This is a genomic window from Leifsonia sp. Leaf264 (assembly GCF_001422325.1).
Classification (GTDB): Bacteria; Actinomycetota; Actinomycetes; order Actinomycetales; family Microbacteriaceae; genus Orlajensenia.
The window spans coordinates 606,115-618,867 of record NZ_LMMR01000005.1; the positions used below are offsets into that span (position 1 = coordinate 606,115).

Here is a 12,753-nt window from a genome sequence, read left to right on the forward strand (position 1 = left end):
CACTGAGTAGGTATGTGGCGAATGCTGGGGTCAGGTACTGGCGGCCGGCCAGCGACAAACCATGCGTTTCCGCGCATGCAGGTGTCGAAGAAAGATAGACGAACTGGGTCCAGAAATTGCTCGTGAAAAGCGAACAAAAGCGAACAGGCCCGCACATGTTTGTAATGAAGAAGGAAGACACATGCGAAACGAAACGGAGCAGTCGATGATCGAGAGAAATCACCCCGTATCGCGCATGTTGTTCACGTCAGGGAGACGCGCAACTCCCTCAAATACCACCTGTGGCTTCCACCCCGGCTCTCATGCCGGGAGCCGGGATGCCGCCACGGGGAAGCTCACTCAGGAATGTCGCAACCGTAGACGTTGACCGTCTGGCCGTCGATTGAGTAGTCGTACGCGTAGTCGACGTTGATGATCGACGTGCCACCGGCACCGGGGTTGTGGCTGTACATGAGGAACGACGGGAAGCCGTCGCAGCCGGGACGGTAGTCACCGTTCGCCTGAACGTAGACGTTCTCGTCGAGGACGGGAGGAGCCGGGTTGCTGGGAGCGCCACCATCTGAGCTGGGGGCACCGCCGGACGACGGAGCACCACCAGACGAGGGCGCACCGGAGCCGCTGTCGCCCGAGCCGCCGTCGCTGTACTCAGAGTCGTCAGAGTAACCGCCCTCGTCGGCCTGAGCTGCTGCATCCGCTGCAGCCTGTGCTTCTGCTGCTGCCTTCGCGGCAGCTGCGGCGGCAGCGGCGGCTACCGCGGTGGCCTGGGACTTGTTGACGGCGTCGTCGGCGGTCTTGACCGCGGCGAGGGCCTTGGCGACATCACCGTCGCCGGAGATGGCCGCGTTCAGTACCTTCACGGCCTTCGCGACAGCGTCCTTCGAGGCCTTGTCTGCCAGCGTCTGCTTCTTGGTGACCTGGTCGGCGACCGGGCCGGCTGACTTCGCAGCTGCGAGGTATGCGGCGGTGACGGCCTTCTTCGCCTTGGCGATCGCCTTGATGTCGTCGCCGGCGGCTGCCTTCACGAGTGCGTCGCGGGCTGTTTCGAATGCTGCAGCCTGCTTCGGGTCGATGTAGCCCTTGTAGGTGGCGCCGAACTTCGCGAACGTGTCGTTGTAGCTGGTGGCGTCCTTCTGGGCGGCGGTGAGCTCGGCGGCTGCCTTCAGCTCGGCGGCCTGCTCGGCTGCGAGCTGCTCGGCGACGACCTGCTTGTTGTGCTCGTCGACGGCGGTGACGGTGACCGGGATGGCGACGGCGGAGATGACGATGACGGCGGCTGCGACAGCGGCGATGACCTTGGTCGGCTTCGGCAGCTGGTTCCAGAACGCCGAGGCCTTGCCGGTGAGTGTGGCGGGAGCGGGAGGTGCGAATGTGGGCACCTCGACCTGCTCGGTCGATGCGGCGGTGGGCTCAGCCCAGGCGGCCGCCTCGGTGGGGGCGTCGGTGGTCGGCGTGGTGTTCTCGGTCATCGGTACTCAATCTCCTTGTGCTGCACAGTTGGGTACCCTGATGCCGGCTAAGGGGAAATGATATCTGCGTGTCCGTTAGTCCTCGTCGTAGTCTCTTCAGCCGTTTCAGGGTGTCGCGTTCCGGCTTTTCCGGTTCGCGACTTTCTTGCTTGATACCTGCATGTGCGGCACTCCAGGGGTTCTGCGGAACGCAATGACGGATCCGTCCGGTGTCAAATCGGGGGTTGTTGCGGCGCGTCGCCTTTAATAGAGCCGATCTGCGGGGTTCTGCACAAAACACCAGCACCCCCACAACTGGGTACAGTTTCGGGTCTCAAAGCCGACAGAACAGACCTGATCCGCACATCCGAACGCGCAATGGGCGGCAGGTCCGAAGACCCACCGCCCAATCTGGTACCCCTGATCTGGTGTCAGGCGAAGCCCCACGTACGAAGCTGAACCCGGGTCAGCCAGGAGTCTGCCCATGCCTGGTCGCCGCACTGAGGCAGCGAGGTGGATGCCATGCCCGACTCGATCTTCGCCTCCAGCTCCGCCCCCTCCGCGAGGACATCGTCGAGCGACCGGTCACCGCGACGGATGGCACGAATCGACTCGGCCACATCCTCAGGAAGCGGAATGTGGAGCGTGCCGTCGTTCAGGACGCCGAGCCCCTGATGACCCAGACGGATGTAGTGGGCGGCGAACTTCGAGTCGAACCCGTGGGCGTCGATGAGCTCCGGTCGGGAGATCCGGCGGTTCTTCTTCGTCGCCGACACGTTCTCCTTCTGTCGCTGCATGTAGTGGAAGTGAGCCTTGACCAGCTCCACGGACATGAACCTGTGGCGGTTCTCCCGAAGCTCAGCACCGAACTCATTCTCGAATAGCAGGTAGGACTCGTCCACGAACAGCGGTGTGAGGACGCTGGGGTTGCCGTTCACGGCCAGCGACGCCCACTTCCGGGCCGGGTAGATCTTGATGTCGAAGTCGCCAGCCAGTGAACGCGGAGCCTTCCTGCGAAGCTCCGATTCCTCATGAGCCAGAGCCTCGGGTGTCCTGGCCCGGAGAAGTGCCTCCTTCTGCGCTCGCTCCACAGCGGTGCGGTACGTCCACTGGGCGGGCGACATGCCGGTGCCGAGGACGTCGTTGATAGCTTCAACCGCGATGCCCAGGTGGTCGATGTCGGAGTTCCCGTCGGACAGGGCCGTGCCGTGCACCTCGGACCCGTCGATGGTGCGCAGAAGAATAGGGAGCGCGTCGAGCTCCTCGAGGCTGAGCCGCTGCTCTGAAGGCATGATGGGGTCCGATCGTTCAGGTGATTTCTTCATCACCTACATGGGCGGATCAGACCAGTTCTGCGGCAGCCAGCTCGTCGATACGGGTGACCGTGGTGGTCACTCGGTGGGTGCCGGCGTACCCCTCGTTTGCGTCGAGCCCGCCGATGATGAACTGGGCCGGGCGACCGACCGTGCAGTCGATCAGCTGGAAAAGTTGCACCGCATCGCCGTCGCGGCGGAGCGGGGATGACGGGTCCGCGAGTTCGATGTCGGTGATGCCGACGCTCGGCAGCCGGGTGAGGGTCCTGCCGTCGATGTCGATCAGGTATTCACTGCCACTGGCAGTCGCGACCCGGTAAGCGCCGGCCACAGAGTTGAGGGTTTCCATGCCACGGTCATGTGCGGACAGACGCAGAAACGGCCGCCGGTGTGCACCGACGGCCGCCTCATCTGCCGTGTGTTACTGCTGGTTCTTGGTCTTCCACTGGTCGAACGCCTGAGCGTCAGCCAGGTTGGTCGACGCGGCCCGCTGCTGCGCGAACACCGGCTGGAGCGTCGGCCCGGCCGGGGCCGGAGCCTGCTGCGGTGCCTGCTGCGGGGCGGCGCCGGGAACTGCTGCGCCCGGAGCGGGTGCTGCAGGTGCGCCACCCGGGTTGGTGCGCTGCGTTGCAGCCTTCGCCACGTGCTTCTCGTACTCGGTCTGGCCTTGGACCTTGTCCGAGACTTCCTTCGCCTTCAGGAGCCGTTCTCGGATCTCGGTTTCCTGTGTCGCGTAGGTGTCGGCCTTCGCGCTGTCCGCCAGGGTCATCTTGTCGGACACCTTCTTGTGCAGCTTCACTGCACTGTAGGCAGCGATTCCGACGGGACCTGCGATGACGGCCGCTGTTGCCGGCAGGCCGTGCTTCAGGGCCCAACCGGTGCCCTTGGCTGCTTCCTTCGTCACGGAGCCGAGCGCCTGCTTGGAGAACTTCACCGGGTGCTTCGCGAGGTCCCGGAGGTCCTCCCCTGCCTGGTCCTTCCAGTTCCACTTCGGGTCGCGGAGCTTCTCGCGGCCTTCGGGTGTCGCTGCTTCCTGCGGTGCGGTGAGCACCGACGCGGCGGAGTCGCCGTCGTGGAGCAAGTCGTCGAACGGCTTGGCCTCCTTCTCGTCCGGGGCTTCCGGTGCGAAGCTGCCGTCGATGGTGGAGTCGCGGCCGAACTCGGTCGACGCTGCAGCCATGTCTGCGGCTGCTGACGGGTTCGTCGGTCCGGCATCGTTCGCGGCGGCGGTGCCTGCAGCTGCACCCGCAGCGGCGGCAGCCGCGGCGGCCGCGGCGGTGTCGTCCTTGCCGAAGAGCTCCTCCCGGATGCGTGCTTCCATGGCGGTGGTGTCGCCGGTCTGGTCGAACAGCTTCCGTTCCTTCTTCGCGGCGTTCGCCTCGTCCTTGTTCTTCTTCTCCAGGGCCTTCGTCTCAGCCTTGGTGCGGGGCAGGTCGCCGGAGCCGGAACGGTTGCCGGCAGCACCGGATGCTCCGTTTCCGCCGGGGCCGGAGGTGATGCCTCGGCCGGTCGCCAGGGGGTTGCCGTTCTCGTCGACGCCGCCCTTGTTGCGGTTCAGGCCGAGGGTGTCGCGAGCCTTTCCGGTCGCCTTGTTCCAGGTGCGGTTCTGGACCGAGTTCACCAGTGCGCCGCCGGCTGCTGCAGCTCCGCCGCCCCACGCCATCATTCCGGCTGGGGTCATCGGTGACGGCTTCTTCAGGACGTTCTTGAACAGCATGTGGAGGCCGACCATGGCGAAGATCGGTGCCATGCCCACCCAGACGATGCTGATCAGGGTGCCTGGTGCGGCGAGGACCAGCCCCATGTCGATCATCGACTGGGTCATCCAGGTGACGAGGACGAAGATGAGGGTGCTGGCGGAGGCGAGGACGGTGAAGCCGACGACCTGCTTCAGCATGCTGGCGAGCTTCGCTCCGGGGCCCTCGCGGGAGAACATGGAGGCGATGAGGGTGATCATCATGGTCATGACTGTGAGGACGGCCATGATCTTGGCGAACATGATGATGCCGGACAGGGCAACGCCGAGGATCAGCGTGACGACGATCGTGGACAGGTAGGACATCAGGATGAGTCCGAGGGATGCGAACCCGTCGCCGGAGTTGACGCTGTTGACGAAGTTCGTCACCTCAGGGTCGTTGCTGTACTCGTTGATCTCGGCGGATCCGCCTTCGCCGACGCCGATGCGGAATCCGCTCCAGTAGTCGTCTTCGCCGTCAGCGCCGTCCATGCCGTTGCCGGACACCTGGGTGTCGTGCTGCCACCAGGTCTTGCAGTACTGGGCGTCCATCCAGGGCTTGCTGGTGTCTCCGAAGCGGTACTTGAACGCGTCCTCGATGTACCAGCTGTCGCCGTCCCAGTTGCAGGCGGCCCAGGCGATCATCGACTTGGCTTCGTCGGCGTTGTTGTACTGGTGCCATGCGCGGGACTTGTCGCCCGTGTTGTTTCCGGCTTCTGCTGAGCTGGCGATACCGGGGACGCCGTCGGTGGTCAGGTTGAACTGTGTGGTGGTGCTGACACCGATGAGCTGGTCGGCGCGGTGGCACCAGACCTTGTTGGCGTAGGGGTTGCCGGCGCCGAACTGGACGGACTTCCAGGTTTCCAGGGCGGTGGTCTGCCAGAGGGAGCTGATCGATTCGAGGGTGGCTGAGGAGCCGTTGGATTTGAACGCGGACTGCTGGGCGGCGGCGATGTTCGCTTCGTACCTGTCGCAGGAGAGCTGCCCGCCGAGTTTGCCTTCGACCTCCGCGGTGCCGGTGGACGGGTCGGAGAAGTTGATGGCGTTCAGGGAGCTGAGGGCGGCGTTCATGCCGTCGTCGAGGAAGCCGGTGGTGGTTTTCAGCAGCCAGGCCGGCGATCCGGTGCCGGGTGTGAAGCCGGCGCCGGTGCCGTGGCTGGCTGTAGCTCCGGTTCCGAGCATGCCGATGAAGGCTACGGTGCCGACGACGCCGAGCATCCGCTTCCACAGGCGGGAGGAGTCACGGCCGCGGGCTTGGTTCCAGAAGATGGCGCCGAGCAGGGCGATCGCCACGGCCACGAAGATGAGCGGCTGCGACCAGACGGCGTTCTTCAGCTTCTTCGTTCCCTCGTCGATCTTCTCCCCGAGAGCGTCGATCGGCTGCATGTCTGCAGCGAAGTCGGACAGCATCCCGGTGAGTCCCCAGAGGAGGCTGAGCCCGGAGAGACACATCTCCTTCATGGACTTCTGGACGTTGAGACCGGCGGACTTGAAGATGTCGTCCGGCTCGCGGACGTACAGTTTCGACGTGATGTCGGACCAACGGTTCAGCCCGATCCACTCGCTCGTCTTCGGGTCGTCGCTGCCGGACGGCTTGACCGACGGCGACGGGTCGCCGAGGGCTGCCGACGCCTGGACTGACGTGGAAGCGAGCTCGACCTGAGCTGACGCCACAGACTGGGTGATCTCGGACTGGTGGCTGATGACTGCGGCGTTTGCGGCGGTCGGTGCGAAGACGATGGACAGCGCGATGAACGCCCCGATGAGGGTGGCCAGTCGAGTGCGTCTGGTGGGGGTGTTCATGGAGTCTTCGTCCTAGTCGAGAAGGTCTGAGCGTGTGGTGGGGGTGGCTTGGGTCTTGGCCGTCTTCCCGTAGGCGGGTGCGAGGGAGACATCCCGTCGGGTCTTCCCCTTCGCAGGCAGAGGGTCGGGGCCGAACAGGTCCGGCCCGGGGATGGAGGTCCCGCCGAGCACCGCCTCCGAAGAGGAGACGACCCGGCCGATGCTGGAGTGCTTCGGGAGTGGGACGCCGCAGACGAGGATCTGCTTCGACAGCTCCTTGGCGGCTTTCCGGTCGACCAGCAGTTTGTACATCGGCATCTGCAGGCCCTTCTGTGCCCTGTACCGGAACAGGAACCATCCCAGTACAGAGCACAGAGCAGGCACGATGACGAGGGCGGGCATGCCGATGATCGCGTAGACGATGATCGTCGGGAACAACGAGGCGATGAGCGAGAAGATCGTGATGATCGTCGTCGTCTTATCAGCCTCGAAGGTCAGGATGATGATCTTCCGGTCGACGTTCTTCTTTCGCCCAGTGAGGTGCGTGAGCGAATAGAAGTACATGGCTTACGCGGAGGTGCCGGAGATCGACTGCAGCAGCTTCACTGCGGCGTTGATGACGAGCTGGAGGGCTGTCAGGATCGCCGGGATCAGGAAGTTCGGGCCGATCATCAGTCCGCCGAGGGCCAGGGTCCACCAGATGGGGCTCTGGCGGGCGCCGCCTCCGCGTCGCTTGTCCCAGAAGAACTTCAGGATGGACCATGCGATCAGGGCGACGCCGACGATGGTGACCGTCGTCTCGACGGCGCTTCCCTCGTAGGAGCCCGACACCTTCTGCCAGAAGGTGCTCCATGCGCCCTTGAGGTCCAGCGTGCTGGAGGTTCCTGCGGTGTGGATGAGCATTATGTGTGCCTTTCAGGTCGTTGCGGCTTTCCAGCCGGGGCTGACCGCAAGACATGTGGCGAATCGCCGGTGTCCTTGTAGGTCAACCGGAGGCATAAGTGTGCGGCCGGTTCAGGAGTCCCGAACCGGCCGCTGGTGGTGCTTGTGACGCTGCTTAGACGAGACGGCGCGTGCGCTTCTCGGCTCCTTCAGTCGCCAGGTGGAGTGCGGACTCCCACAGCTCGTGGGCGTAGTCAGCGCGAGCGCGGACCATCTCCACGAAGTCCTCCTTGGCGGACTGGGTGATGTTTCCGAACGGGGCGAACAGGGCGTCCGAACCGTCGGTCTTGTAGCCGAACATGAAGTCGCTGCAGGCGTCGAGGACGTCCTCCTGGTTGCGGAGGGTGGCGGCGACCTTGCGGCCTTCCTTCTCGGTGAAGAGGTCGGAGACCGGTGCGGGTGCGTCGAACGCGACGGCGACAGCCGGGTAGAAGTTCCGTCGGGTCTGGGCGAGGCTGAGGTTCCCGACTTCGCGGGCTTCCAGCATCTGGTCTGCGACGGAGCCCTCGCCCACGTAGGTGGTGCCGCGGCCGTAGCCGGAGTCCTCCATGACCTCGTCAGCGAACGTCTCCGAGTACGCGTCGAGGCTGGTGTTGCCTCCGGCGAGGTACTTCTCGAACCCCTTCTCCGGGCGGTTGCGGGGGTTGAAGTTGGAGCCGACACGCATCTCCTTGGCGAGCAGCGACACCTCACGCTTGGTGTAGCTCACGCCGACACGCTCAGCTTCGTCGATGGCCTGCTTCAGCAGACCGATCGCCTTCTTCGTCTCGTGGCGGACGCCTTCGTTGATGATGCGCGACGGGATCTTGTTCCCGACGGACTGGATGACCTTCTTGTTGACGACCTTGCCGACGTGGACACGGTCGTACATCTCGGCGACGAGGGTGCCGGCGGCTTCCGTCATCTGCTCGTACGTCATCGGGGTGCGGCTGTAGATGCCGGCCATGACCTTGTTGGCTTCGTGGAGCAGCTGGCTTGCGCCTTCGCGGACGATCTTGTTGTCGGAGGAGCGGATCATCGCGGTGAAGTTGGCGTAGCCTTCGTCGTCGATGTCGTAGTCGTCCGACTCGTCGTCCTCGTCCTCAGCGACGTTCTCAGCGTCGACGTCGTTCAGGTCCTCGTCGGCGTCCGGCTCGGTGAGGTGCTCGTAGGTGGCGAGGAGCTCGTCGAGGTTCTCCGGCTCGACGATGTCGGTTCCGAGGACCATGCCGTCGACGCGGTAGGTCTTCTCGCCGTAGCGTCCCTTCTCGCCCAGACCCTGCTTGCGGGGCTGGACCGTCTGGACTGCAACGAGCTTCGGAGCGGCGGTCGTGGAGGTGGTGTTTTTCGTCATGAACCGTAGGTGTGCGGCACATTTCGGGTCCGATTCGGTGACGGCGTGTCGCCAGTGCTGACGCGGAATTAGCCGTTCAGGCCGGGGACCAATTTCAGGTCCGCGAGAGGCCACAGGACCACGGCGGCTCGCCCCATGACGAGGTCTTCGTCGACGTACGGTCCGGACGGGTCGTCCTGGTGGAATCGGGAGTCCGCGGAGTTCTCCCGGTTGTCTCCCATGACCCACAACTTCCCGTCGGGGACGGTGATGTCGAACGGGACTGTGGAGGCGCTGGTGACGGTCCTCGGCAGGTACGGTTCGTCCAGCGGGGCGTCGTTCAGGAGGAGGACCCCGTCTGATCCGACGGCCACGTGGTCGCCGGGGAGGCCGATGACGCGTTTGACGAGCAGGTCTCCGTGGGTGTCGGCGATCACTTTCGCGTCCACCAGGAACTCGTACAGCGGGTCCGGCATGGTTTGGGTGTTCGGAGGAAGCCATCCGCCCGGGTCTTCGAACACGACGACGTCGCCTCGTTCGATATCGAATACGTGCCCGGTGAGTTGCTCCACGCCGACCCTGTCGCCGACCTTCAACGTCGGGTCCATCGATGCGCTGGGGATCAGGGCGAGGGTGAACAGGTACTGCCGGATGAGGACGGCGGCGACGATGGAGACGGCGATCACGATCGTGTAGCTCAGCAGGCGTCTCCACCCGCGGCCGCGTCGCTGCTTCGTCATCGCCTTCCGGCGCGTCGGCTGTGCGCGGCGGCCCCGCGACTTCTCTGTCTCATCCGTCACACGGGAAAGGCATGTGGCGGAACGGTCAGGTTCGGCAGCCGACCAGGATCGCTTTCATGGACTCCCGCTCGCCGTCTGTGACGGTCAGCGCGTACTTCGTTTTCACGGTGATCTGGCGGGCCAGGAAGTCGCAGGCGTAGGTGACGTCCGGTGGGGCCCACTGGTCGGCGGGACGGCCGGCCCGAGCGGACGAGGATGCTTCGTCGACGGTGATCATGTTCAGCGGGTCGTTGGCGAACTTCACCAGCTTCACCGGGTTCCAGGTGCTCGCCCCGGACTGCCAAGCGTCAGCGAGGCCCACAACGCGGTCCACGGTGATGGAGGCGGGGCTCTGCTTGCTGGTGTACTCCACCTTCGCTCCGGTGTACGGGTCGGTCAGCGAACCGGACTTCACCGTGCAGCCGTCCTTCGACTTCACCACTTTGGTGAGGTCGCGGTCCAAGGTGTCCGCGAAGGTGTCGCAGCCGTTCCTGTTGATGTCGACCCATCCGTCGCCGAACTCCGATGCGTCGAAGTTGTCGGCTGGGTCGTCTGTCGCGCCGAGCTTCTCCAAGCTCTTCAGGGCGCTCTTCGCTGAGATCGTCAGCTTCTTCGCCGGGGTGGCGGACTTCTTATCGTCGATGGTCTGCTCCACCTCAGCGGGTTCGCCCGGCGGGGCGTCGTCCGCTTCCTCTTCGGCGGTGGTGGACCCGGTGACAGACATGATCGCTGACGCGACTTCGCCGAGGGCGGCGTTCACTTTCGGCATCTGTCCGGAGGTGCTGAGCAGCACCACCAAGGCGATGACTCCGAGGAGGACGACGAAGCCGTTCTGGAAGAACCCTCCGCCGTTGTTCTGTCCGGGGCGCATCAGAACGGGACGGTGACGTCGATGGGGATGAACGGTCGGTCCGACAGCTGCACGGCGTCCAGGAAGACTGTGACGTCAGGCTGCGCCGCCTCATCGAACATGCTGGCGAAATCATCCGCGTTGATGGAGTCGGTGACGGCGTCCGCGTCGAAGAAAATGTCCATGAGGCTTACATGCGCGGTTTCACGCAGCAATGCGGGAAACAGGGCTCAGCTGGATCGGGGCCGCCCCGATGCCGGCAACCTCCAAGGTGCGCTTGGCGGCAGCAGCCACGACAGCGTCATCGGCGTCGGAGAGGAAGTCCAGGATCTCCGGGTGGAGGCACCTGTTGCGGGCGGCGACCAGCTGCTCCTCGGGGAACGCTTCGTCGACCAGGTCCAGCTGCACTGTGAACGGGAGCTTCCCGAAGCTCGGGTTGGCGAACGCGCCGGCCGGGACCAGCAGACGGCTCTCGTGAAGGTGGAGCAGGTCGCCGGCGTTCAGCGATCGGTTCGACTGCGCAGCCTCAGCGATCAGCAGGTTCTCGTCCGCCGCCATGCTGAGCGCCGCCCGCCGGTCAGCCCAGGCGGCCTCCTGGGCGCGGGCGTCGTCGTACCGACGGAACCCAGCCTCCCAGTCGGCGGTGAACTCGTCAGCTTCCCATTGGAAGTCGGGGAGTTCAGCTTCGTGGCAGGGAGCTGAGGAGTACCGGCCGTTGCTGCTGCGGGGCTGGTCGATGAGAGCTGAGTCGGTGGTCTGCATGAGTTCTAGGTGTGTGGCTCAGAAGTGCAGCGGCGCGCCTTCGTAGCCGCCGAAGTTCCGGTTCGTGAACGAACCGGCGGTGGACGCAGCGGAGGTCTTCCCGCGCTGGGTGCGTGCCGGCGACTGCCCCTGTGACTTCAACGCCTGGTTCAAGTTCCGGCGGCTGGCTGCGGCAGCTGACCGCGCCAGCTTGTCGTAATCACCTCGGGAGTAACGCTTCCCGTCAGTCATGACGAACTCGTCTGTCTGCCACGGGGCTTCGATCGCACCGATCGGCCCGAACCCAACGGTGACGTAGTTCCCGCCGTTTCCGTAGTCCCGGCCCTCACGGTTGTACTCGTCGTTGCCGGAGATCACGCCCCCGGTGTTCTTCCGCCATTTGACGTCGCGGAGCGACTTGAAGAACGCCTCGGCGACAGCGCCGCCGCGTGCTGAACTGACTGCGTGGTTGTTCTCGCCCACGGACCAGGTGACGGTACCTCTGTCCTTGTTGAAGGTGATGCATCCGCCATGAGGGGACGCGCTGAACTCCGTGGTGCGGTTGGTGGGGAAGTTCATGTCTGACTTCAACACCCGCGTCGGCTTGTCCTTGAATGCTCGGCCGTACTTGACCACCGCTTCGATGTCGTCAGAGAGGTCCACGTCGATGGAGACGCCGGAGGACCACCGGGATGGGGCGCTGATCACCTTCTTGGTTCTGGCGTGCTTGTCGCAGTAGTCGTCGAACGCTTTGTTGTACTCGCCGCGGTCCGACTTCTGCTTGGCGGTCAGTCCAGCCCAGAACTTCTGGGTGTGCTCGAACACCACCTCCTTGTGGGCGCGGTCGGCTTCTTCGACGGCTTTGCGGAGCTGGGCGAACCCGGACGAAGGAAGGGTGATGGTCCCCTCCTCCCATTCGTACTTGGACATGTTCTAGCTCCGGCTCAGACGGCAGCGTCGTAGTAGATCTCGAACTCGATGTCCGAGCCGAACGGTGGAACCAGGCGGGTGCCGGCGGTTCCCGTGCCGGCGCGGTCGGTCATACGAACCGGGGAGCCGTTCTCGAGGATGTCGGGGAGGTCATCCTCGGACTTGCCGAGAGCTGAGACGACATCGGAGGTGTGCGCCTTCGTGGAGTCGAACCAGAAGATGAACGACGACGGGGTCTCGCGTGTCGGGTCGCCCAACGCTTCACCGCGGACGGTGGCGGCATGGGCATAGCCGAGAGCTTTGGCGAAGCGGCGCATCTCGTCGTCGTCCAGAGGGCGGGTGGTCTGGATACGGATCTGGCTGGTGTCGTAGGTGGGCTGAGCGCCGGCGCCGGAACGGCGGAACACGGTCCCGTCGTCGGTGATGACCGTGTCGTGGAACGAGCCGAGGCGGGCGGCCTCAGCTGCGTTGGGGAACGAATACGTCGTAGTGGGTGTGGTTTGAGCAGCGCGAGCCGGCGTCGGGACGGCGACGGGCGTCACGGGTGCGGCGACATGGAGGCCGAGGACCTTCTCCAAGCTGACAGCGACGTCCACACGGCCGGACGCAGCGAGCTCGTTGATGAGGGCGGACACACGGGTGGCGTCCTCGTCGGAGTACCCGTGCTCCTCCTCGAACAGCTCTCGGTACAGGTCGGCACGGACCAGGTCGTTGTCGGCATGAGCCTGGTTCAGACGGTCCGCGAACTCCTCTGTTGCCGTCAGGCCCAGGGTCTTGCCGTTTCGGGCCAGCCAGTCGGAGACGTCGGCGGCGCTGACGTTCTCGCGGATGGTGGTCTGTGCTGCCGCGAAGGTGCGGAAGTCGGCGCGGCCGTTGGCGGCACGGTTGGTGTGGATGCTGGTGTCGAACTTGCTCATGACGTTC

General features: G+C 64.8%; 13 protein-coding genes. All 13 read right to left on the minus strand.

Translation table 11 applies throughout. The features are described 5' to 3' along the window. Nucleotides 1–335: 335 nt before the first annotated feature. The gene (locus ASF30_RS12605) at nt 336–1,466 is read right to left on the minus strand and encodes a hypothetical protein (protein ID WP_055907023.1); all 1,131 of its coding nucleotides are present in this window, start codon (nt 1,464–1,466) and stop codon (nt 336–338) included. Between the two features lie 410 nt (nt 1,467–1,876). After that, the gene (locus ASF30_RS12610; protein WP_055907027.1) at nt 1,877–2,737 is read right to left on the minus strand and encodes a DNA polymerase beta superfamily protein; all 861 of its coding nucleotides are present in this window, start codon (nt 2,735–2,737) and stop codon (nt 1,877–1,879) included. Between the two features lie 49 nt (nt 2,738–2,786). After that, nucleotides 2,787–3,107, minus strand: coding sequence for a hypothetical protein (locus ASF30_RS12615; RefSeq protein WP_157497349.1), 321 nt, complete (start codon nt 3,105–3,107; stop codon nt 2,787–2,789). A gap of 72 nt (nt 3,108–3,179) precedes the next feature. Continuing rightward, nucleotides 3,180–6,296, minus strand: a complete 3,117-nt coding sequence (locus ASF30_RS12620; RefSeq protein ID WP_055907033.1) for an ABC transporter permease — start codon at nt 6,294–6,296, stop codon at nt 3,180–3,182. Nucleotides 6,297–6,308: 12 nt separating this feature from the next. Then, entirely contained in the window at nt 6,309–6,839 is a 531-nt protein-coding gene (locus ASF30_RS12625) for a hypothetical protein (RefSeq protein ID WP_055907036.1), read from the minus strand. A 3-nt stretch (nt 6,840–6,842) separates the two neighbouring features. Continuing rightward, nucleotides 6,843–7,178, minus strand: coding sequence for a hypothetical protein (locus tag ASF30_RS12630; RefSeq protein WP_055907039.1), 336 nt, complete (start codon nt 7,176–7,178; stop codon nt 6,843–6,845). A 154-nt stretch (nt 7,179–7,332) separates the two neighbouring features. Beyond that, a complete protein-coding gene (locus tag ASF30_RS12635) occupies nt 7,333–8,550 on the minus strand; it encodes a hypothetical protein (RefSeq protein ID WP_055907042.1) in 1,218 nt (405 codons plus the stop codon). Nucleotides 8,551–8,618: 68 nt separating this feature from the next. Next, complete coding sequence (gene lepB / locus ASF30_RS12640; protein ID WP_157497351.1) at nt 8,619–9,329, minus strand: signal peptidase I; 711 nt, start codon at nt 9,327–9,329, stop codon at nt 8,619–8,621. Between the two features lie 25 nt (nt 9,330–9,354). Next, nucleotides 9,355–10,179 carry a DUF1524 domain-containing protein gene (locus ASF30_RS12645; protein ID WP_055907045.1) on the minus strand — a complete coding sequence of 275 codons (825 nt, stop codon included), beginning with the start codon at nt 10,177–10,179 and terminating at the stop codon, nt 9,355–9,357. Beyond that, nucleotides 10,179–10,343, minus strand: coding sequence for a hypothetical protein (locus ASF30_RS22775; RefSeq protein WP_157497353.1), 165 nt, complete (start codon nt 10,341–10,343; stop codon nt 10,179–10,181). The genes ASF30_RS12645 and ASF30_RS22775 overlap by 1 nt, the downstream gene beginning before the upstream one ends. A 19-nt stretch (nt 10,344–10,362) precedes the next feature. After that, a complete protein-coding gene (locus ASF30_RS12650; RefSeq protein WP_055907051.1) occupies nt 10,363–10,920 on the minus strand; it encodes a hypothetical protein in 558 nt (185 codons plus the stop codon). 18 nt (nt 10,921–10,938) lie between these two features. Further along, nucleotides 10,939–11,829, minus strand: a complete 891-nt coding sequence (locus tag ASF30_RS12655) for a hypothetical protein (protein WP_055907054.1) — start codon at nt 11,827–11,829, stop codon at nt 10,939–10,941. Between the two features lie 14 nt (nt 11,830–11,843). After that, nucleotides 11,844–12,746, minus strand: coding sequence for a hypothetical protein (locus ASF30_RS12660; protein WP_055907057.1), 903 nt, complete (start codon nt 12,744–12,746; stop codon nt 11,844–11,846). Nucleotides 12,747–12,753 lie beyond the last annotated feature (7 nt).